Source organism: Corynebacterium argentoratense DSM 44202 (assembly GCF_000590555.1).
Classification (GTDB): domain Bacteria; phylum Actinomycetota; class Actinomycetes; order Mycobacteriales; family Mycobacteriaceae; genus Corynebacterium; species Corynebacterium argentoratense.
Genome location: NC_022198.1, coordinates 1837473 through 1858739, shown reverse-complemented (window position 1 = coordinate 1858739; position 21267 = coordinate 1837473). Strand labels below are relative to the sequence as shown.

The following is a 21267-nucleotide window of genomic DNA, read 5'->3' as shown; positions in this document are numbered from 1 at the left end:
CGGTGCATTATCTTACTATGTTGATCTTGCGCTGTGGCCAGGCTGTCTGCCCTGTGGAAAGTGTGGACCTGCCTGCGGTCCCGGGGCGTCGTGACTTGCGGGTGGTTGACGACTACTGTGCGCAGGCATTACCGGAGGATCCGACGCCTTCTCTGGACGAGATGTTCCGCAGTCCGGAGGCTCCGCACCAGGGGGAACCCGGTCCGGCGCCGCAGGCTGAGTACGTCCAGGGGGATCCGCGGATTGTTGTTGTGGGGTCTGACGCCGCGTTGTCTGCCGTCCTCACGCGCCTGATGCGCCGCGACAGTTTGTGGATGCCTGTGGCGTGGGTGCCTGATGATGTGCGCAGTCCGGCGGCGGTGAACTTTGGCATTGTTGACCCGTGGTCGGTGGCATTTGAAGGTACGGTTCGTCCCGCGCCGTGTATTCGTGATGACGCCGGGGTGGTTGTTGCTGGCCAGGCGGAGATTGCGGTGCCAGTGGGTGAAGTGGTGGTTGATTCGCAGGTGTTGGTGTCGAAGGTGCGGAAGCGTCGCTTCTTCGATGCGCCGGCGGTGGCGCGGTTGGTGCCGCTCATGGGGGCGCCGGGAATCGCGGCGACGGCTGTGGGGCGCAGGGGTAACGCGGCGTCATCAATTAAGACGGGTAGGGCAGTGCAGGCGGGGGGAAGTGGGCTGCTTGTCAGCGTGGATGGGGTGCCGCGGGCTAGAGAAGTAGATAAGGTGACTTTTTATAGGCACGTGCGTGATCTGCAGATTGTGCGGCCTGGTGATTGTGGATAGATTACTGCTACACTTTAGACCGCTTGGTCTATGTTGATTGAATAGATAGGTACAAACATGAATGGAGCTAAAGCCATAGCGCTTGGCACTGCAGCACTCGCCCTGATCGGTTTGAGCGCATGCTCCACCGACACCTCCGACGAGGGCGCAACCGGACACAACTACGTCACCGCCTACGGCTGCGAACCGAAACGCGGACTCGTGCCCGCAGACACCAACGAAATCTGCGGCACCCGCGTAGTACGAAGCATCTTCGCAGGCCTCGTCAGCGTCGATGAAAAAGGCGACCCCCACAATGACCTCGCAGAGGACATCAGCCTCGAAGGTGACCGCACCTACCATGTCACCCTCAAAGACGGCCTCAAGTTCTCCGACGGTTCGCCGCTGACCTCCCACAACTTCGTCGACGCATGGAACTTCGCAGTCGCCAATGACCTGGTGAGCGCCAAGTTCCTCAAACCCATCAAGGGTTACGCAGATAGCGTCGAGAAGCTCGAAGGACTGAGCGTCCAAGACGACCGCCACTTCACCATCGAGCTCGGCCAACCCCAGTCAGACTTCCTGCTGGCCTTGTCCTACCACGCGTACTTCCCCATGCCGGACTCCGCGCTGGAAGACATCAAAGCCTACGGTGAGAACCCCATCGGCGCAGGCCCCTACAAGCTCACCGATTGGCAGCACGAAAGCACCCTGACCATCGTCCCGAACGAGAACTACACGGGCGAGTTCAAGCCACGCAACGACGGCATCAAGTTCGTCATGTACCCCAAGCTCGAAGCCGCCTACGCGGACTTGCAGGCCGACAACCTCGACGTCCTCGACCAGATTCCCACCAACCTCTACGACACCTTCAAACAGGACCTCGATGGTCGCGGTGAGTCCCAGCCGGCAGGCGTCGCCCAGTACCTTGGCATTAATTACAACTCCCCGCACTTCGGTAACACGGAGGAAGGCCGCCTGCGCCGCAAAGCCATCTCGATGGCTTTCGACCGCAAGGAGATCTCCGACAAGATTTTGGGTGGTGTGCGCGAGCCCGCCACCGAGTTCACAGCAGCCGTCAACAGTGGCTACTCTGCTGACATCCCCGGCCACGAATTCCTGGAATTCAACCCCGAGCGTGCACGTGAACTCTGGGCGCAGGCTGACGCCATCAGCCCCTACGAGGGTCAACTGAAGCTTTCCTTCAACGCCGATGCCGACCACCGCCCGTGGATGGAAGCCATCGCCAACCAGCTGCGTAACGAGCTCAAGGTCGATGCCGTCCTCAACCCCTATCCCGACTTCAAGTCAATGATTTCTGACGTCGCGGGCGGCTCCATCGAAGGCATCTACCGCACCGGGTGGTTCGGTGACTACCCGAGCCAAAACAACTTCCTCACCCCGATGTTCAGCACCGGCGGCGCAGGCAACGACGAGCTATACAACAGCGAACGCTTTGACGCCGCGTTGGCCGACGCCAATTCCAAGCCGACCGTCGAGGAAGCCAACAAGGGCTACCTGAAGTCGCAGGAAATCCTGTTCGACGACATGCCGTTGATCCCGACGTGGTACGGCGCGGTCGCTGGAGGCTACTCCACCAAGGTCCACGACGTGGTCTTCTCGTGGAATAGCTTCCCGCTGTACTACAAGATCACCAAGGACTAGTAGTACACGCGAGCCCAGCCCCGGGAGCCACCCCTGTTCGTGGAGTTCCCGGGGCTTTCCTTATTCCTTTTTCTCTATGGTGATAGGCATGACTGACTCAGCACCGTGGATCCCCTGCTACCCGGCAGCGCACTGATGCTCATCAACCCCTTCCCAGGAGCGATACTACTGGGTGCCGTGATCAGCCTTGGGATCGCCGCGGCCATCTACCTCGCTGGCGTGAACTTCGCGGTGAAGAAACTCGACTGGCCGAGCGTATTCGCATACGTCCGTAACTGGACATCGGCCTAACAACCCCAAGACATAAGTGTAAGGGGCGCGGAGCGGCTTATCGCCGTTCGCTACACTCGCCTGCGCTGGAGTCCGCTTATGCGGGCTCCAGCGGGCTCATAATCGCTCACGTCGACAAGCCCTCCGCGCCCCTGAGTCTTACTGTGCCTGGACGGGCTTTTCAGCAGACCAGGGGAAGACGATCCAATCGTCGGTGCGCTTCCACACGTAATCCGGGGAGATCTCGGAGCGAGACTTACCGTACAACACGGCGGAGCGGCAGTCCGCGCCTTCCTTGGCCAGCAAATCCAGCACGAGAGCCAGGGTGCGTCCGGAGTCCGCGACGTCATCAACCACGAGAAGCTTCTTGTTGCGGATCGAATCCACATCCAGCAGAGGCTCCAACAGAACTGGATCAGGCAGGGTTTCCTCAACGTCGGTATAGAACTCAACGTTGATGGCATCGGAGAGCTTCACGCCCATTGCATAGGACAATGCGCCTGCGGGCAGCAAGCCACCGCGAGCAACGGCGATGATGATGTCCGGTTCGAAACCACTGTTGACGATCTGTTGGGCGAGCTCACGGGAGGCAACACCGAAGCCCTCCCACGTGAGGATTTCTTTAACTTCAAGGTCTGATGAGTCCGCGTGGTAAGCCATGGTGAAATCCTACCCCGTTGCGGGAATAGTCTCACGGATACGGTTCGCGGCCTCCACCATGTTGCGCAGGCAGGCCCGTGTTTCCTCCCAGTCGCGGGTTTTCAGGCCGCAGTCTGGGTTGACCCACAGGAGTTCTGGATTCTCACCGGATTCCCTGAAGCAACGTGCCCCGCAAGCATAAGAGTGAACCGAGCTGTCTACAAAATTTGGTCTAGACTTGTGTGCATGTTTACCCCTCGAAAGATCGGTACCCCTTTGTCGCCAACCGCAACCCGGGTGTTGCTCCTGGGCTCCGGCGAGCTAGGCAAAGAGGTGGCCATCGCTTTCCAAAGGCTTGGCGTTGAGGTGCATGCGGCGGATCGCTATTCGGATGCCCCTGCCCACCAGATCGCCCATTTCGCTTACACCCTGGACATGATGGATCCGGAAGAGGTCACGGCGCTGGTGGAAAAAGTCCGCCCGCACTTCATTGTCCCCGAGATTGAAGCAATCGCCACCGAGGCGTTGCGTGATTTGGAGGAAGCCTCCTTCACTGTCATCCCGACCGCGGAAGCAACGCAGTTGACGATGAACCGCGAGGGTATCCGCAGGCTCGCAGCCGAAGAACTCGGCCTTCCCACCAGTAATTATGCTTTTGCTGACACCTTTGAAGAGTTCGAGCAAGCGGTGGAAACCATTGGTATGCCCTGCGTGGTCAAACCGGTGATGAGCTCCTCCGGCAAGGGGCAATCCGTCATCAAAAACACCGATGACGTCGCGTCGGCCTGGGAGTATGCGATCGCTGGCGGCCGCGTGAGCGCAAGCCGGGTGATTGTCGAAGGCTTTGTGGAATTTGATTACGAAATCACGTTGCTCACTGTGCGTTCCATTGATCCCGTCAGCGGGGAGGCCGCCACCTGGTTCTGTGAACCCATCGGCCACAGGCAGGACAGCGGCGATTACGTTGAAAGCTGGCAGCCCATGCCGATGAGTGAAGAAGCCTTGGACAACGCTCGTAGCGTTGCGGCGCGCATTACGCGCGCCCTGGGCGGCCGTGGTGTGTTCGGTGTGGAGCTGTTTATTTCTGGTGACGAGGTCTACTTCTCTGAAGTCTCGCCGCGTCCTCACGACACCGGCATGGTCACGATGTGCTCACAGCGCTTTAGCGAGTTCGAGCTGCATGCCCGAGCAATCCTGGGCTTGCCGATTGATGTCACCGTCACCTCACCAGGTGCATCCGCTGTTATCTACGGCGGCATGGAGGCCAAGCATATTGGTTACGAGGGTGTCGCTGAGGCCCTATCGATTCCAGAGTCGGAGGTGCGCCTGTTCGGCAAGCCAGAAGCCCACGTGCGCCGCAGAATGGGCGTGGCACTAGCTACCGCAGAAGACATCGACACTGCTCGGACGCGGGCGACCCGCGCCGCCGCGGCAGTCACTCCGGTAAAGACCTAAGAGCAAAAAGCTTTGCAAAAAGGACGATGGGGCTGCCCGGCATAGGGCAGCCCCATCGTCCTTAAACGTCTATCCGGTGCGAGGGTGCGCGGCGATTAGCTGCGGCTGTGGCGCACCATCTCTTCCCACTCGACGACCTTCTTGCGCTCGCGGCCCTCAGCCTCGCCGCGCTCACGCTCGACGGCGTCAAGCTTGTGCCACCCCTCCCAGGTGGTGTACTCGATGCCCTTGCCCTCGAGGAAACCGATCACGGCATCCAACTCGGGCTGTGCAGGAGTGGGCAGGTTGCCCGCGGCGTCATCGGCAAGCAACATCTCGATGGTTTCCTTCGCATCACCCTTAGTGTTGCCAATCAGGCCAACGGGGCCGCGCTTGATCCAGCCAGTGGTGTACAGGCCAGCGATCGGGGAGCCGTCAACACCGTCAAGCACATGCCCGCCATCGTTGGGAATAACGGCGGCACGATCGTCAAAAGGCACATCGTTCACGGCATCGGAACGGTAACCGACAGCGCGGTAAATCGCCTGCACAGGCCAGGTGTTGAACTCGCCGGTACCGACGACACCACCCTTGCCGTCTAGCTGCATACGCTCGGTCTTCAAGCCGGCAACCTTACCGTCTTCCCCAATGACCTCCACCGGGGATTCGAAGAAGTGAATGAACAGCTTGTGCGGCGCGCCCTTGGGGTCGCGGATAGCGTACTGCTCGAGGGTCTGGCACACCAGGTCCTGGGACTTGGATTCGCGCCGGGCTGCCTCGGAGGCCTCGTCGTAGTCGATGTCTTCGGGATTGACCACAACTTCAATGGTGGGGGAGTGGTCGAGCTCCTTGAGCTCCAGCGGGGTGAATTTCGCCTGGGCGGGGCCGCGACGGCCGAAGACGTGCACCTCGGTGGCCTTGTTATTCTTCAGCGTTTCGTACACGTTGTCCGGGATCTCCGTGACGTGCAGTTCCTCACCGGTTTTGGCGAGGACGCGCGCGACGTCAAGACCCACGTTGCCCACGCCGATCACAGCAACCTTTTCCGCAGACAGGTCCCAGGTGCGGGGGAATTCGGGGTTGCCGTCGTAGAAGCCAACGAATTCTGCGGCGCCGTGGCTGCCCTCTAGGTCAATACCGGGAATATTGAGGTCGCGGTCGGCGGTCGCACCGGTGGCGAACACGACAGCATCGTAGAATTGCTGCAGCTCAGAGACGGTGACGTCCTTGCCGACATCAACGTTGCCGAGTAGGCGAAGTTCGGGCTTTTCCATCACCTTGTACAGCGCGTTGACAATACCCTTAATTCGGGGGTGGTCGGGGGCGACTCCGTAGCGAATCAGACCGAAGGGAGCGGGCATACGCTCAAAAAGATCGACGCGGACGTCGCGGTCGGACTTCATCAAAAGGTCGGAGGCGTAAATCCCGGCTGGGCCGGAACCGATGACAGCAACACGCAATGGACGCACAGACATTCCTTATGGTTTAAAAGATAGGGTTTGCTCTCAATGCTTACACACGCAGGCACCAAACAGCTAAACTTGTTCGATGTATCACAAAAGCCCTGCGTGGCGAGCGGCCGCACATGATGGAAGGACCAACCTTGAGCGCTAACTCCGTGATCTTCACGTCGATCGGACGCACGTGCAAGGGGGTGGACGTCGCGGGCCTTGCCCGGGCGTTGGGCCTCACACACAAATCACTCGTCGCGGGCGAGGTCAACTCTTTGGCCGCGGTGATCGCTGCGGAGCCCCTGAGCGAGCCCTCCCTTTTGCAAGGCACTGGCTCTCTGGACTTCGACGCCAAAGCAGCCGCAGCACTGGGCGTTCCCCTGCTGCTGTTGGTTGCAGAGGACATCGACGCCCGCGTGGCCTTGTCCTACGAGCACGCGGAAGATCTGGGCGCGGTGATCGCAGGTCACGTGACTGCCGCAGAGCTCGACAATCTTGATGACGCCGCGACGCTCGAGCGCATCACGGAACTCACGCGCACCCCGGCTGACGTGGTGATGAATGCTGTGACCTTCGAGCACTGGTTGCTTAAAGAGGCCGCCCAGCACCGCGCGCACATCGTGCTGCCGGAAGGCGATGATGACCGCATTTTGACCGCGGCGTCACAACTGCTCGCACAGGATATTTGTGAGCTGACGATCTTGGGTGATCCTCAAGCCATTGAGGCGCGTGCCGCAGAGCTGGGTGTCGACCTTAGCCGCGCGCACCTGAAGGACCCAGAGACCGACCCTCAGCGGGAGGAATTTGCCCAGCAATTCGCCGAGATGCGTAAGGCGAAGGGGCTGACGCTGGAAGAAGCCCGCGAAACCATGCGGGATATTTCCTACTACGCCACCATGATGGTGCACAACGGCCTGGCTGATGGCATGGTGTCGGGTGCCGCGCACACAACCGCGCACACCATCAAGCCTTCCTTCCAGATCATCAAGACCGCCCCCGGTGCCTCCGTCGTGTCCTCGATCTTCCTGATGGTGCTGCGCGGCCGCCTGTGGGCGTTCGGTGACTGTGCGGTCAACCCCAACCCCACCGCGGAACAATTGGGCGAGATCGCTGTGGTGTCCGCCCAGACCGCAGCGAAGTTCGGTATCGACCCGCGCGTCGCCGTGTTGTCCTACTCCACCGGTACCTCCGGTAGTGGCCCCGATGTGGACCGTGCCGCGCAAGCTGTGGAGATCGCCCGCGGTCTTGACCCAGAGTTGAAGGTCGATGGGCCACTGCAGTTTGACGCCGCGGTTGATAAGGGCGTTGCGGCGAAGAAGATGCCCGGCAGCGAGGTTGCGGGCCAAGCAAGCGTGTTTATCTTCCCCGACTTGGAGGCCGGCAACATCGGCTACAAGACCGCCCAGCGCACCGGCCACGCGCTGGCCATTGGGCCGATCCTGCAGGGTTTGAATAAGCCAGTCAATGACCTCTCCCGTGGCGCTACTGTGCCGGATATCGTCAACACTGTCGCGATCACCGCTATTCAGGCAGGTGGACGCTAAATGGCACTCGCCCTAGTGTTGAACTCCGGTTCAAGCTCGATCAAATTCCAGCTGGTGGATCCCACCTGCAATGCCACCGATACGCCGTTTGTGTCGGGTTTGGTGGAGCAGATTGGCGAGCCTCAAGGCAACATCACCCTGAAGTACGACGGGAATAAGTACACCAAGCAGGCGCCGATCCCGGACCACTCCGTCGGGTTGGATCTTGCGTTTGAGTTGATGAACGAGCACGGCTGCGGCCCCCGCGACGTTGAAATCGCGGCGGTCGGCCACCGTGTGGTGCACGGCGGTATTTTGTTCAGCCAGCCAGAGATCATCACCGATGAGATCCTGGACATGATCCGCGACCTTATCCCGCTCGCGCCTTTGCACAACCCAGCGAACATTGATGGCATTGAGGTCGCCCGCCGAATCTTGCCGGATGTCGACCACGTCGCTGTGTTCGATACTGGTTTCTTCCATTCGATGCCACCTGCCGCAGCGCTCTATGCGATTAACGCTGACGTCGCGATCAACCATGGGGTGCGCCGTTACGGTTTCCACGGCACCAGTCACGAGTATGTTTCCAGCCATGTGCCGGAGATGCTGGGTATGCCGGCGGAGGCGGTCAACCAGATCACCCTGCACTTGGGTAATGGTGCCTCTGCGGCGGCGATCCGTGGTGGCCGCGCGGTGGATACATCGATGGGCATGACCCCACTGTCTGGTTTGGTGATGGGCACTCGCTCGGGTGATATTGACCCGGGTATTGTGTTCCACCTTCACCGCAGCGCGGGCATGAGTATCGACGAGATCGATAAGCTGCTCAACCGCGAGTCCGGCGTGAAGGGTCTATGCGGGGTTAATGACTACCGCGATATTGAGCGCCTGATTGCGGAAGAAAACGAAGACGCTTGGCTTGCCTACAACGTCTATATTCACCAACTGCGCCGTTATATCGGCAGCTACATGATTGCGTTGGGCAGGGTTAACGCCATTACTTTCACCGCTGGTGTGGGCGAGAATGCCGCCAATGTGCGCGCGGATGCCCTGTCGAATTTGGAGGGCTTCGGCATCAAGATCGACCCAGAGCGCAACGCCCTGCCCAATGAGGGCGCGCGTGAGATCTCGACTGATGATTCCCAGGTGAAGGTCTTCGTGATCCCCACCAATGAGGAGCTAGCGATTGCTCGCTATGCGGTGAAGCTGGCTTCGAACTCGTAGTACAAAGGATCAGGCCCGCTTACCGCTAACCCGTTGGGCGAAATGTGGAACACGGCTGGGTATGCGGGCACCTCGAAAGTAGAGGACCCGAGGTCGGAGTACGAGACGTCGGCTTCCCAGCTGCCGCCATCGAAGTAGCCGCGGTAGTACAAACCACCAGATTGTCCGACTCTGCAGATCGTCATGTAGTTGCCGTGGCCCTCAGCGGCGAACACCCAGGTGTCGTTGCTGTTGCAGCTGGCGCCGGGGTATCCGGACCATCCGTGGTCGCTCAGGTTGGAGGGGCGGCCACTATCTTTTTTCGGCGCCGTTGTGGTGCTGGTGGTTTGTTGGGGTGTTGGCTTTTGCGCGATTGATGACGCCGTGGATGTCACTGTTGTCGTCATCGTCGCAGATGCCTTGTCGGCGGTGCTGCCCGGCTTGTTTTGAAACACAACAAAGCCGAACGCGCCGATTGCGCAGATGGTGGCAACGACGGCGAAACCTAGAAGACCCCACAAAAAACGGTTCATGGGTTTCTATTTTAAAACCATGTTCGTGGTCGCACAGCATTAGCCATGTCGACTAGTGCGTAGCGGTGGCGTGGGAAGGGGGCGTTTCTTGCGAGCAACCGCAGGGAATGGGCGAGCTCTTCACGTAGTCCATGTTGGGTAAATGGGGCGTCGAACAGTTCGCCACTGCTGGCGGCTGCGTCCAAACCTGTGGTGCGCAACCAGTTGAGTGCGGCGAACATCACTGCAATTTTCAGTTGCAGTAGGCGTGGTTCGTTGGTGGGAATTTCTTCCAAGCGGCGGGCTGCACGCCGGATGCGGGATTCGGACGCGTCCGTGCCGGTGATCAATTGCACGATGGTGGTGAGTTTCGCCATGCGCTGGTGCCTGGATGCCTGCGGTACGCGGTCCAGTGCTGCGACCGCTGCTTCTACTTGGTCCTCTGCCATTAGTTGGCGTGCAAGCCCAAATGCCGAGGACACGGTTGTAGGGTTGGTTGCCCACACCACTGCGTAGAGCTGCATGGAGTGGAAGCGAAGCGCCATCGGATCATCGGTCACATGCCCCCATGTTGGGTCCATAAATTCGAAAGCCTCAGAGGGGACTTCTTCGATGGAGCCCATGCTGGCGGCGGTCAGAATATCGGGCGACAACAAGGATTCTTCGCTTAACAGTATCAGTTCGTCGACAGCGGCGAGGGCGAACTTTGGCGCAGATTCTCCGGGCAGCATGGTTAGCACCTCTGCAAAGAAGCGCTGGGCGGCCGGAAAATCCTCAAGCAGTAGGCTGGTGACTCCCGAATACCATTGATGCCGCCAGTCGCGACCCAACCGTGACTCCAGCGATTGCAGCCACTGCTGTGCTTCTACCGTAAAACCGAGATCGAGCAGCGTCCTCACAACACCGAGCGGGATCTCGACGCTCCCAGCAAATTCTTGGGAGTCTATTGCTGTGCGCAGCGCTTCGAGTGTTTCTTGGGGTTCTGCGTAGGAAGATCCGCTGAGCAGTCGCGCGCCGGGGTCCTTATGGTCAATCAACGGCACGGGCAGGGCCGAGACTACCTCGGGTGCGGTGATAGTGACGCGGCGGGCGATACCGTCGACTAATTGGTCGGTGCGGAACACCACATGCTTGGTGCCGAAGGTCGTACGCTGAGGGGAAAACAGCGAGTACTGTGCCGGGAAGTGTTTGCCGTCGCGCAGGGCGAGGATTTCACGCAATACTCCGTAGAGCTGATTGCGGAGCTCCTTGATCGTGGAAAATCGACGCGAAGGATCGGGGTCTGTGGCGCGCAGCAGGAAGCGGTACAGAGCTAGGTTGCGGCGCAGCATTGGCTCGTCGGTGGGGGAGGGGATTCCCGGGGCATAAGCCCCATCCACTACCGGCAAACCACAGGTCAGAGCCGCAAGAGTGCGGCCAACGGTGTAAATATCCGAGGCGACAGATGGGCCTTCCTTCGCTACCTCTGGTGCTTGGAAGCCCTTGGTGCCGTAGATGAAGCCAAACGCGCCGATGCCGGTCACCGCACCCAAGTCAATCAACTTCACCTGGTCTTCGGAGACAATAATGTTGTCCGGCTTAAGGTCGTTGTACACCACCCCACGGCTGTGCAGGTATTCAAGGGCGGGCAGGATCTCCAGGATGTATCCGATGGCCACATCAACGTCCAAACGCCGACCTTTCAACGATGGCCCGCCCACATACTCCATGACGATAAAGCCACCAGGCACCCGAGGATCATCGACAAAGTTAAAAATCTTGACGATCTCTGGGTGGGTAATATCCGCCAAAAACTCCCGCTCGGCTTGTGCGATGTGGGCGCCCCCATCCAACATGCCCTTCAACACAACCCAGCGTTCGGACACGTTGCGGTCAACAGCCAGGTACACCCACCCCATGCCGCCATGGGCGATGACGCCGCGGATGACGTACTGCCCCGCAACAATATCGCCGGGCTTCAGCACGGGCGGCTCAAAACGCGGATCCGGTTGGACCACAGCATCTTCCGGGTCTTGCAGCGGAATGAACGGCAACTCCACCATTCCGTCTGCGACCAGGCGCGCAGCACGCGACGTCGTTCTTCTCTGTTTAAATGTGTTGAGTGCAGCCCGGTGATTGTCTAAACCACTGACCAGCTGATCGAGCTCGTCGTCATCGTCGGCGAAAGGATCAAAGGGCACAGCCGCCGTAGCCGCAGTAGGCGTGGGGTCCGCGGCGTTCGATCGAGTCACGTTGCTGTCTGTCATAGGTACTCCTGCAAACGAGGCCTGATGCCCAACCACAGAGCCAACACTGATGCCAGCGACAGCACAAACACGACCGCGCTGACCACCCGGCTGGCGGAAAAACCAACATTGAAATAACTGCGCAGTTCTTGGCGGGCATTGCGCATCAGCTCGGCAACATTGTCATCCACCGACTGGTAGGCCGCGCCCTGGGCGGCAGTGCCGCTGAGCTTCAACGGGTGAGCCTGCTTCCACTGCTCCACCGCCGAGCGAGCGGCCTCGAGCCGCTCAGCATTCGCCGGTGTTTCCGCCAAGTCGGAACGCGCATATACATCCAAAGCGTAGGAAATACGCTGCATATCGTATGTAAAGGTGTCGACCGTGGTGCGCTTATCGACCACCAAACCGAGGGTCTCATCGGTGCGGGCCTGCTGGGCGTACACCCTGGCGTTGGTCAAAGCCTTCAACGGGTCAGAGGCCTCCTCGAAACCCTTCACGCCAGCATTAAACGTCATCCAATTGGACACACCCACCCACAACAAAGCGGTCGTCATCATGACCGTCGCCGCCGCAAAACCCTTATTGAGCCGGCGATTAGTGCGCCATGCCAAGAAAACCTGGGCCAAAAGCAACATGCCCACGGCAACAACCAAACCAGAAATCGGCACCCACTGGGGGTGCGTCAACGCCGCCTGATCATCAGAGACCTTACGGTTGGTGCGCACAAACAAAGCCTCCGCAGTGGGAAGAATGGTGGTACGCATCAACGCAGTCGCATCCGACATTTCCGCGGTATCACCCAGAGCCTGCGCTCTGGCAACCATCGCCGAATACACCGGCAGCTGCTGCTGAACCTCCTGCACCAACGCCATCGTCTTCGCGTCGTCCGGATCCTGGGTGTCCAAACCACCTGCAACATCAGTGGCTGCCTCCACAGCGTGACGCAACGCGACGTCATAATCCGCAGCATCCTCACCAACAAATGCGGTGGTGGCTGACATATCGGCCACCGACAAGGACGAATACAAACGGTGGGCAGAAAATGCCGTGGGCTCTGTTGTTGAAATCAAAACCCCCATGTCATGACGCCGCGCATCCGATGTATTCGCCATGGACACGCCGGCAGCCAGAATTCCCACCGTGACAACCACGGTGACCAGCATCATCAAGCCAAGCGAGGTCGCTAAGAAACGAAGCCCTCGCAGGCGGCGCCGCCAAAAGTCCAGCATCACACCATCATATAAGGTAAATGTCATGATTGAAGTCGAAGGGCTTACGAAAACTTACCGCGCCACCCGCGCCGTCGATGACCTGAGCTTCCACGTCAGGCCAGGGATCGTCACAGGATTCCTCGGGCCCAACGGCGCCGGAAAATCAACCACCATGCGCATGATTCTCGGGCTTGACCGGCCCAATTCCGGTACCGCAACAATCAACGGCGTGCCCTACAACAAACTCAGCAACCCCCTGCACACCGTAGGTGCGCTGCTGGACGCGAAGGCAGTGCACCCCAACCGCAGCGCGCGCAACCACCTGCGATGGATCGCTCACTCCGCAGGCATACCCACCAGCCGCGTCGATGAGGTTCTCGGCCTCGTCGGCTTGGAGGAGGTAGCCAAAAAACACGTCGGCGGGTTTTCACTCGGCATGGGCCAGCGCCTGGGGCTTGCCCAAGCACTCTTGGGGGATCCCGAGGTGCTCATGTTGGACGAACCCGTCAATGGCCTCGACCCGGAAGGTATCCTGTGGGTGCGGAACTTCCTCAAGACCCTCGCCAGCGAAGGCCGCACCATTTTTGTCAGCTCCCACATGCTCAGCGAAATGGCACTGACAGCCGATGAGCTAGTGGTCATCGGCCGTGGCAAGCTCATCGCACAGCAGTCAACGTACGAATTTATTAAAAACAGTGCGCACTCCTCGGTGGTTGTTCGCCCTCGCGAACCCGAGCACCTCGAACCACTGGCCAGCGCCTTTGAAGATGAGCAATTCAGCTTCACCCGCGGCCAGGATGAGGAAGGCCGGCACACCCTCGTGGTGAACGGCAGCAGCGGTGAAGACGTCGGCGGACTCGCCTTCTCCGTGGGCATCCCCCTAGCCGAGCTAAGCACCCAACGCGCCAGTCTCGAAGAGGCTTTCATGGCATCCACGAGCGATTCCGTCCAGTACCAAGGAGAGCATTAATGCGTACACTTCGAGCCGAATGGACAAAGCTGCACACCACGGCCTCACTGTGGTGGACAACCAGCCTGTTTTTGTTCTTCTCCTTCGTATTCCCCCTCATCCAAATCACGATGACTGACAAGGATGCACCCGGGGCCGCGCTGGGCTTTACCCCGTCGAACATGCTGCTGGGCATGACCGCCGTAGCCATAGTCGTCATCATCATCCAAGCGGTCATGGTGGTCACCACCGAATACCGCTACGGTGTTCACACCGTGACATACACAGCCACACCCCAACGGTGGAAAGTCCTGGCAGCCAAGCTGTTCCTCTACGCCACCTATGCCGCGGTGTTGTCTTTCCTAGCAACCGTCGTTGTGTTCGCTGTCGGACGTCTGATGCTTGGCTCAGAGTACGGTGCGGCGCTGGAATTTGGTCTCGACGCCGTGCAGGAGCAGCTGTGGAAGGTGCCGCTGACGGCAGTCATGATGGTCGTCCTTGCCATGGGCGTTGGGATGCTGGTTCGTCAAAGTGCCGGCGCCATCTCCATCGTTTTGGTGTGGTACCTCATGCTCGAAGGCTTGCTGAGCATGCTGCCGAAGATCGGTAAATTCTTCACACGCTTCGGCCCCATCACCAACTTCAATGCCTTTATCAACGATTCCCCCATTCCGGACGCACCGTGGGAAACCACAGGCTCCCTGGTGTACTCGGTGGTGGTCTTCTTTGTGATCCTGCTGCTGGGCATGCTGCTGATCAACAAACGCGACGTCTAAACTGCGTCGCCCCACCCAGTGTTCTGCGGGAAGAGCGCCTGGCTTTCGCCCTACTGAAGGGCGGAGGTCAGGCGCATCGCATTGTCCACATAGCGTCGGAACAATCCCCGCTGCTTCCACTCCTCCAACGACAGCTCCCTAGACACGTCCATGTATTGTTTAGCCAGGTCGGTGAGCTGATTTTTCAAATCCCCCGAAGAGTTCATCATCGAAATTTCGTAGTTGAGGCCGAAGGAACGCATGTCCATGTTGGATGAGCCCATCACCGCAATAGCATCGGGGCCAGGGTCGCACACCAAGAACTTTGAATGCAGCACAGCCGGCGCGGGGTAGAGGTGAATATGCACACCAGCCTCGAGGAGCGACTGGTAATAGCTGGATTGGGCGTGGCCCACCACAAACTGGTCCGATTGCTCATTGACCAACAAATCAATCCTGACGCCGCGGTAACACGCCGTTGTGATCGCCTCTAATAGGGACTCATCGGGGATGAAATAGGGGCTGCACACGATCAAGCGTTCCTTGGTGTGGTGCACCAAAGACACGAACATCCTCAAGTTCGGTTCAGTGGAATAACCGGGGCCGGAGGGCACCAACTGCAGAATGTTCGCTCCGGGGGAGGAATCCAAGGCAATGTCGTTGGCCGAAGGTACGATCTCTACCAACTCGTCGGTTTCCATTAACCAGTCCATGGCAAACACCATTTCCAAGGAGCTGACGATTGGGCCGCCCAGTTCCACCATCACATCAACCCAGTGGGTACCCTTTTTGACATTCTTGCGCAGCAGGTAGGAAGAATCGATCATGTTCTGGCTGCCCATGAACGCACGCTGGCCGTCAACGATCAACAGTTTGCGGTGGTTGCGTAGGTCTGGCCGGCGGAAGCGCCACTTCCATGGGGCCAGCGGAAGCATCATGCGCCAATTGACCCCAGCCTGGGTGAGCCTGCGGCCAAGCTTGCGGTATCCCGGATACTTCCAGGAGCCAACCTGGTCGAACAACAATCTGACGTCGACGCCGCGGGCTGCCGCGCGCTGCAAAGCGGAGAAAAACACGTCCGTGGTGTGATCCCACGCCACGATGTAGATCTCCACATAAACATAGTTCTCGGCCGCATCCACCGCATCAGCCATAGCCTGGATCGACTGCTCATAATCAGAATGCAGGCCCTGGTTCCAACCCACCACGGCAGGCATGCCAGTAAGCACCCGATTGAGATGAATGATCGACGCAAGCTCTGGGCTCACCGGTGCAGGAACATCAGGCAAATCCGCCTGCACATCCTGAATGACCTCATTAGCTTCCCGCTGAATACGGTGGCGACGACCATTGATATAAGGGCTGCCCATCAGCAAAAACAGCGGCAGACCAATCAAAGGAATCAACAAAATCGCCAACAGCCAGGCGCTAGAAGAACTAGGCTTGCGGCCAGCCGGCACCCAACCGATCGCAACAATCTTGATCGTATATTCGATAAACAACGCCACCCACTGCCACGTGCTCAGCGAAGAATCAAAAGGAACCACCGAAGCGAAAGTATGTATCACGAGGCGCAGTCTTCCTGCTCGCGCTGCGGGCAGTCTTCGGGAGCAAGCATCCACTCGCGTGAGGGCTCAAGATCGTAATCCACAACGACCGGCGCATGATCCGATGTGCGCTCCGCAGAACGTTCCTCCACATCAATCAGCGCAGCCCGCGCATGGGACGCAAGATCCGGGCTAGCAAACTGAAAATCAATACGCATGCCCTCGTTCTTAGCAAAACGGCCCTGAGTATAATCCCAATACGTAAAACCTGGGCCCGTCAGCGGACGCGTGACCTCAACCAACCCGGCGTCATCAAATAAATCTAACGCGGCGCGCTCGGTCTCAGACACATGCGTCGAACCCGAAAAATAAGCAATATCCCAGACGTCCTCATCCAAAGGCGCCACATTAAAATCCCCACCCACAACCGTCAACCCCGACGAAGACACCTGCTCGGCAAAAGCCTTCAACCAGGCAATCTTGTAATCGAAATGACGATCCTTCAAGCTACGCCCATTAGGTACATACAGCGACCAACAATCCACCCCACCACACTGCGCAAACACGGCCCGAGGCTCCAGTGACTGCTCCGCCGCCGGATCCTTAGCGAAACCAGGCTGGCCAGCAAAAGACATCCGAACGCTGTCATGATCAATACCCACCCGAGACACAATGGCCACCCCATTCCACTGATTCACACCGTTATGCGCGACGTCATAACCACGTTCAAAAAAAGCCTCAAAAGGAAAAGCGTCCGGCGGGCACTTCGTCTCCTGCAACAACAACACATCAATATCGTGGCGCTCCAACAAAGCAACAACCCGATCCACCCTGGAACGAATCGAATTAATATTCCACGTCGCAACCCGGAAACCCACTACGCACCACCAACCACAAGCTCTGCATAACGATGCCGATGATGCTCATAAAAACCCAAAGCATCATACAGTCCAATACCCGCCACATTACTGCTAATAACCTGCAAATACGAGCTCCCGGCGCCCTGAGTATGGCCCCACGCCAACATCTGCGAACACAAATGAGTCCCCAAACCGCGCCGCCTAAAACCCTCCGCGACCTCCACCGCAGAAAAACCCAACCACGTGCATCCATCATCCGACGACGTCACTGTGCCTCGAGTAATCGCAACCGTCCTCCCCCCAATGAGCAAACGGCCAAAGCCCATCACGCCATCAATCTGATGACGCAACAACTCCAACGCATGCGCAGGCAAAGGCTTACCCCGGAAGTGGTACAAACCCATCCACTCCTCATCCGGCTGCTCATCACAACGAAACTCCACACCCTCCAGCTGAGGTGGCTGAGCAGCCTCGAGGTCCTTCACCATCACGCTGATCTCCGACCCCCGCCGCCACCGCGGAGGCACACACAAAGACTCCGCAGGCCGACCAATACGATCCGGCAGCATGATCCGCGGCGTCATCGAATGGCGCGCATAAAAATCAACGATCTCTTCCACGGGTACCGGTTCGAAACCCGCAGAATGCCCCAAGGGGGCTGCGGAGTTACTCCGCTCCGTAATCCCATCCCCAGCACGCAGCAACCAACCCCCACACCACACATGCTCCAAACCAGGGAAAGCTTTCGCCGTCGCTACCTCAACAGCACGGATGTCAGAATTCCGCACCCTACGCGCAGGCAACACCCGCAACGCCACAACACTGTCCTCATCAATAGCAACAGCCTCAGCCGACGACTCCAAACCACCCACCGACTGCGGGCGCACAACCAACGGCTCCACACTCAACACATGGCCAATGACATCCGTCAAATAGCCCTGCGCATCCCCCAACTGACGTCGAACAATAACGCGATCCCCAACACTCGGGGTTTGCACAACATACTGGCGCACGGTGTTTGTCTTATCCCTCGTCTAGTCTTCGTGACCAAAGGGATCCGGATCCACCCCAGGCATCCACGTCAGGCCAGCATCCGTCCACCCCTCGCGACGAATTGCCTTCGCCGCAGCCTTCTTCCACCGACCCTTCAACACATCGGTGTAGACAAAACCATCCAAGTGCCCACACTCATGCTGCAAACAGCGGGCGAAAAAACCGGAACCCTCATAGGCCACAGGTTCCCCCGCGACGTCAACACCCGTGACGCGAGCCCACGACATACGCTCGGTGGGGAAGGACGCGCCGGGCAGCGACAAACAGCCTTCTTCATCCTTTTCGGGTTCACCATTGACCTCCAGCTTGGGATTAATAACGACGCCGCGGAGGTTAGGTGCTGAAGGATCGTCCAGGTCCGTGGGGCAGTCGAAGACGAACACCCGCAGACCGACGCCAATCTGGTTGGCCGCCAAACCCACGCCGTGGGCGCGATCCATGGTGTCGAACATGTCGTCGACCAGTTGGCGTAGTTCGTCATCGAAACGCTCCACCGGGGCAGTAGGGGTGTGGAGCACCGGGTCACCATTGATAACGATCGCGCGAATAGTCATGCGGATAAGTATTCCATAGTATTCATTGCATGCTCAGCGAACGCGATGCCGAACTATTGGCCTTTGAACAGCAGGCGGGTGTACGCAACCCGGGTGCGAAGGAAGAGCTCATTGTGCGCAGGTTCGGTATCAGCCCGGTGCGTTATTATCAGCGGCTCAACCAGCTGGTTGATTGCCCAGATGCATGGGAGGCGCACCCATTGTTGATGGGTAGGCTCGCGCGCATTCGTGATCGGCGGGCCCGCGACCGCTACGATAGTGCCCATGAGTAATGAGATCCCCGCAGCAGCGCAGTCGGTAGCGCAAGACGAACCTGATCGTGCGCCTATTCGCGGAATCGTGATGATTTTGCTGGCAGTGGCGGTGCTGCTGGGTTGTTGGGCGTTTTTCGCGAAGTTCAATTCTTCTCATGATGACGCCGCGGGGACTGCGGCACAGTCCTCACAGTCGGCCTCCAAGGATGCCGGCGCTACATCGGATGAGGCGGATAAGCCGCAGGTTGAAAGCGGTGCGAAACCTTCTTCCTCTGATGGGGCGCAGCCTGCTGATAAAGATAAGGACAAAGACAAGGACAAGCCTGGTGCGTCCGCACCTGCTGCAGTGGCCGATAAGAAGGTCGAGGTGCAGGTCCTCAACAACTCAGATGTGCCCGGTTTGGCTGCCCGCGTGAGCGAGGGTTTGGGCGAGTGGAACGTGGCGAACGTTGGCAATTTTGCTGACGAGATCCTGCCCCAATCTGCTGTGTTCTACACCCCCGGTAACACCACTGAAGAGGTCAACGCTAGGGCTTTGGCCCAGCAACTGCACGTTGGTGTGCAGGAAAAGACCGGCCCCATGCTTGAGTTGCCTGGTGTGCTGGTGATCGTCACTCAAGACTTAGGCTAAAAATGTTTCCTGGCTCGGGTCCCACTGTGGGTATTGAATACGAACTTGCGTTGATTGACTCCGAGGGACAGTTAGTCAATCGTGCGCAGGCGGTGATTGACGCGGCGTCACCGATGTTGGCTAAATGTGAAGCAGAAGTGCCCCGCCTGGAACGCGAGTTTTTGGCCAACACCGTTGAGGTCGTCACCGGTGTGTGCGACACGATCCCGCAGGCTATGAAGCAGATCCGTGGCGGTGTTCGCGCGGTGGCTGAGGCCGCTGAGGGCGAGGGCCTTGCCGTGTGGAGTGCTGGTAGCCATCCTTTTGCCCAGTGGGAGGACCAAGAAGTCTCCGACAAGGGCACGTATTCGGAGATCATTGAGCGCACGCAGTTTTGGGGCCGGCAGATGCTTATTTGGGGCCTGCACGTCCATGTGGGTGTGAGTGAGCAGCGCCGGGTGTGGCCGATTATTAACGCGCTGATGGTGAAGTTTCCGCACCTTCTGGCGCTGTCCGCTAGTAGTCCGGCATGGAATGGTGTGGATACTGGCTATGCGTCGAATCGTACGATGTTGTACCAGCAGTTGCCGACCGCCGATATACCCTATACCTTTCGCTCCTGGGCGGAGTACGAGGACTATATGGAGCAGCAGGGGCGCTCTGGCGTGACTAGTCATACGGGGTCGATGCATTTCGATATTCGTCCCGCGGTGGAATATGGCACGGTCGAGGTCCGTGTGTGTGATGCTCCTGCGTCGCTTGATGACGTCGAGTCGATTGCGGCACTCATTCACGCTCTGGTTGTGTTTTACGACAAGCGGCTGGGTGAGTACATCGACGCCCACGGGCCGGATGTCAGCGATGAGGAACTTTTTGGTGTGCTGCCCAGCCTGCCCCATTGGCATAATGCAGAAAACAAGTGGCGTGCTGCTCGCTATGGTTTGGATGCACTCGTGATTGCGGACCGTGACGTGCGTGAGGTCGATGTGCGCGAGGATCTCACCGCGCTCGTTGAGATGCTGCGGCCAGTAGCCAATGAGCTCGGGTGTGCGCAGGCTTTAGAACGCGTGTTGTCTATTGAGCCCGGCTATGTTGCTCAACGTCGTGCTGATTCCTGGAAGGCTGCCGTCCTGGACACCTCCCAGGTGCTGCGCGCCAGCTGCTAGCCGTAGAGTCGGCAGCTAGCAGCGCTCATGACGGATGCTGCAGACAGTTCCTGGCTTGGGCCAAAACCGACAGCCCAGCAGGTTTCGCGATTGTTGGTTGCGCGGATGAAGGTGACGGTGCCTTCGAAGACGCGGTACTGGTGGAAGTTCAGGATCTCGATGCGTCGACCCATGTCGGACAGCAGGTTGGTGCATGCGTTGATCGGGCCGGTGGCGACGATTTCGCGGTGGGTGCCGTCGATGTCAGCTTCAAAGCGGAAGGTGCCCAGGCCGATCTTTTCTTGGGAGAGGTGTCGGATGTGGTGGGTGTCGATGCGGCCGTAGGTGCCGATGAACTCCTGCCAGCTCATGCCCTGTGCTTCTTCGCGCAGACCGCGGGGCAGTTGTTGGCCGAAGCGTTCAAAGAAGGGGTCGGATTCTTCGCTGCGGGTGCAGGGTTGGGGTGAGTGGGTGGGCTGAGTAGTGGTGCCCAGGGTGGAGGTGAAGGTGGTGTGGGTGGTGTGGGTGCGGGTGATGGTTGAGGTATTCACGGGGAGTGTCCTTAAAGCGAGTCTTGGTTTTGGTGAGTGTGACTGACTCGGGCTGCCTGGGTGATTAACGGCCATTCCCCGTGTGAGGAGTCAGT

At 58.9% G+C, this 21267-nt stretch carries 21 protein-coding genes and 1 pseudogene; 11 read left to right on the top strand and 11 right to left on the bottom strand.

Features of this window, described 5'->3' with window-relative positions; translation table 11 throughout:
• The first annotated feature begins 17 nt into the window (after window positions 1-17).
• From CARG_RS08680 to CARG_RS08670, 3 genes are all read left to right on the top strand, one after another.
• On the top strand, window positions 18-782 hold the full coding sequence (locus CARG_RS08680) for a hypothetical protein (RefSeq protein WP_021012275.1): 765 nt from the start codon (window positions 18-20) through the stop codon (window positions 780-782).
• 57 nt (window positions 783-839) lie between these two features.
• The gene (locus tag CARG_RS08675; RefSeq protein ID WP_021012274.1) at window positions 840-2426 is read left to right on the top strand and encodes a peptide ABC transporter substrate-binding protein; all 1587 of its coding nucleotides are present in this window, start codon (window positions 840-842) and stop codon (window positions 2424-2426) included.
• A 105-nt stretch (window positions 2427-2531) separates the two neighbouring features.
• Window positions 2532-2717 carry a hypothetical protein gene (locus CARG_RS08670; protein ID WP_021012273.1) on the top strand — a complete coding sequence of 62 codons (186 nt, stop codon included), beginning with the start codon at window positions 2532-2534 and terminating at the stop codon, window positions 2715-2717.
• 138 nt (window positions 2718-2855) lie between these two features.
• Here the strand turns inward: CARG_RS08670 and CARG_RS08665 are convergent, their stop codons facing one another.
• Both CARG_RS08665 and CARG_RS09930 read right to left on the bottom strand, forming a co-directional pair.
• Window positions 2856-3356: a phosphoribosyltransferase gene (locus CARG_RS08665; protein WP_021012272.1), complete on the bottom strand. Its 501-nt coding sequence runs from the start codon at window positions 3354-3356 to the stop codon at window positions 2856-2858.
• Between the two features lie 9 nt (window positions 3357-3365).
• A pseudogene (locus CARG_RS09930) lies at window positions 3366-3494 on the bottom strand (hypothetical protein); the annotation flags it as partial.
• 87 nt (window positions 3495-3581) lie between these two features.
• Here CARG_RS09930 and purT point away from each other — a divergent pair.
• Window positions 3582-4790 carry a formate-dependent phosphoribosylglycinamide formyltransferase gene (gene purT, locus CARG_RS08660; protein ID WP_041747133.1) on the top strand — a complete coding sequence of 403 codons (1209 nt, stop codon included), beginning with the start codon at window positions 3582-3584 and terminating at the stop codon, window positions 4788-4790.
• Between the two features lie 95 nt (window positions 4791-4885).
• On the opposite strand, the gene CARG_RS08655 is transcribed toward purT, so the two are convergent.
• On the bottom strand, window positions 4886-6244 hold the full coding sequence (locus CARG_RS08655; RefSeq protein WP_041747131.1) for an FAD-dependent oxidoreductase: 1359 nt from the start codon (window positions 6242-6244) through the stop codon (window positions 4886-4888).
• A gap of 110 nt (window positions 6245-6354) precedes the next feature.
• Between CARG_RS08655 and pta the strand changes: the two genes are divergently transcribed.
• The gene (gene pta, locus CARG_RS08650) at window positions 6355-7764 is read left to right on the top strand and encodes a phosphate acetyltransferase (RefSeq protein WP_021012269.1); all 1410 of its coding nucleotides are present in this window, start codon (window positions 6355-6357) and stop codon (window positions 7762-7764) included.
• Window positions 7765-8967 carry an acetate kinase gene (locus CARG_RS08645; protein WP_021012268.1) on the top strand — a complete coding sequence of 401 codons (1203 nt, stop codon included), beginning with the start codon at window positions 7765-7767 and terminating at the stop codon, window positions 8965-8967.
• On the opposite strand, the gene CARG_RS08640 is transcribed toward CARG_RS08645, so the two are convergent.
• The 3 genes from CARG_RS08640 to CARG_RS08630 are packed head-to-tail and all read right to left on the bottom strand — an operon-like array spanning window position 8937 to window position 12939.
• Entirely contained in the window at window positions 8937-9479 is a 543-nt protein-coding gene (locus CARG_RS08640) for a hypothetical protein (RefSeq protein ID WP_021012267.1), read from the bottom strand. The two genes, CARG_RS08645 and CARG_RS08640, sit on opposite strands and share 31 nt — an antisense overlap.
• A gap of 11 nt (window positions 9480-9490) precedes the next feature.
• Window positions 9491-11704 (bottom strand): serine/threonine protein kinase, encoded by a 2214-nt coding sequence (locus CARG_RS08635; protein ID WP_021012266.1) that lies wholly within the window; start codon window positions 11702-11704, stop codon window positions 9491-9493.
• Complete coding sequence (locus CARG_RS08630) at window positions 11701-12939, bottom strand: hypothetical protein (RefSeq protein ID WP_021012265.1); 1239 nt, start codon at window positions 12937-12939, stop codon at window positions 11701-11703. Before CARG_RS08630 ends, CARG_RS08635 begins: the two co-directional genes overlap by 4 nt.
• On the opposite strand from CARG_RS08630, the gene CARG_RS08625 reads away from it, so the two are divergent.
• Both CARG_RS08625 and CARG_RS08620 read left to right on the top strand, forming a co-directional pair.
• Window positions 12938-13864 (top strand): ABC transporter ATP-binding protein, encoded by a 927-nt coding sequence (locus CARG_RS08625; RefSeq protein ID WP_021012264.1) that lies wholly within the window; start codon window positions 12938-12940, stop codon window positions 13862-13864. The genes CARG_RS08630 and CARG_RS08625 overlap by 2 nt on opposite strands.
• Window positions 13864-14619, top strand: a complete 756-nt coding sequence (locus tag CARG_RS08620; protein ID WP_021012263.1) for an ABC transporter permease — start codon at window positions 13864-13866, stop codon at window positions 14617-14619. Before CARG_RS08625 ends, CARG_RS08620 begins: the two co-directional genes overlap by 1 nt.
• A gap of 50 nt (window positions 14620-14669) precedes the next feature.
• On the opposite strand, the gene CARG_RS08615 is transcribed toward CARG_RS08620, so the two are convergent.
• From CARG_RS08615 to CARG_RS08600, 4 genes are read right to left on the bottom strand one after another with little or no spacing between them, the layout of a single operon-like run.
• Window positions 14670-16124 carry a phospholipase D-like domain-containing protein gene (locus CARG_RS08615; RefSeq protein ID WP_041747809.1) on the bottom strand — a complete coding sequence of 485 codons (1455 nt, stop codon included), beginning with the start codon at window positions 16122-16124 and terminating at the stop codon, window positions 14670-14672.
• Window positions 16125-16162: 38 nt separating this feature from the next.
• On the bottom strand, window positions 16163-17023 hold the full coding sequence (locus CARG_RS08610) for an exodeoxyribonuclease III (protein ID WP_021012261.1): 861 nt from the start codon (window positions 17021-17023) through the stop codon (window positions 16163-16165).
• Window positions 17023-18018, bottom strand: coding sequence for an N-acetylglutamate synthase, CG3035 family (locus CARG_RS08605; protein WP_021012260.1), 996 nt, complete (start codon window positions 18016-18018; stop codon window positions 17023-17025). The genes CARG_RS08610 and CARG_RS08605 overlap by 1 nt, the downstream gene beginning before the upstream one ends.
• Before the next feature lie 21 nt (window positions 18019-18039).
• On the bottom strand, window positions 18040-18612 hold the full coding sequence (locus CARG_RS08600) for a peptide deformylase (protein ID WP_021012259.1): 573 nt from the start codon (window positions 18610-18612) through the stop codon (window positions 18040-18042).
• A 29-nt stretch (window positions 18613-18641) separates the two neighbouring features.
• Here CARG_RS08600 and CARG_RS08595 point away from each other — a divergent pair, with 29 nt between their 5' ends.
• Genes CARG_RS08595 through CARG_RS08585 form a run of 3 tightly spaced genes read left to right on the top strand, consistent with a single transcriptional unit; the run spans window position 18642 to window position 20642 of the window.
• Window positions 18642-18884: a DUF3263 domain-containing protein gene (locus CARG_RS08595; RefSeq protein ID WP_021012258.1), complete on the top strand. Its 243-nt coding sequence runs from the start codon at window positions 18642-18644 to the stop codon at window positions 18882-18884.
• Window positions 18877-19497, top strand: a complete 621-nt coding sequence (locus tag CARG_RS08590) for a LytR C-terminal domain-containing protein (protein ID WP_021012257.1) — start codon at window positions 18877-18879, stop codon at window positions 19495-19497. Before CARG_RS08595 ends, CARG_RS08590 begins: the two co-directional genes overlap by 8 nt.
• A gap of 2 nt (window positions 19498-19499) precedes the next feature.
• Window positions 19500-20642 (top strand): glutamate--cysteine ligase, encoded by a 1143-nt coding sequence (locus CARG_RS08585; RefSeq protein ID WP_021012256.1) that lies wholly within the window; start codon window positions 19500-19502, stop codon window positions 20640-20642.
• On the opposite strand, the gene CARG_RS08580 is transcribed toward CARG_RS08585, so the two are convergent.
• Window positions 20639-21172 carry a hypothetical protein gene (locus CARG_RS08580; RefSeq protein WP_021012255.1) on the bottom strand — a complete coding sequence of 178 codons (534 nt, stop codon included), beginning with the start codon at window positions 21170-21172 and terminating at the stop codon, window positions 20639-20641. The genes CARG_RS08585 and CARG_RS08580 overlap by 4 nt on opposite strands.
• Between the last annotated feature and the right edge of the window lie 95 nt (window positions 21173-21267).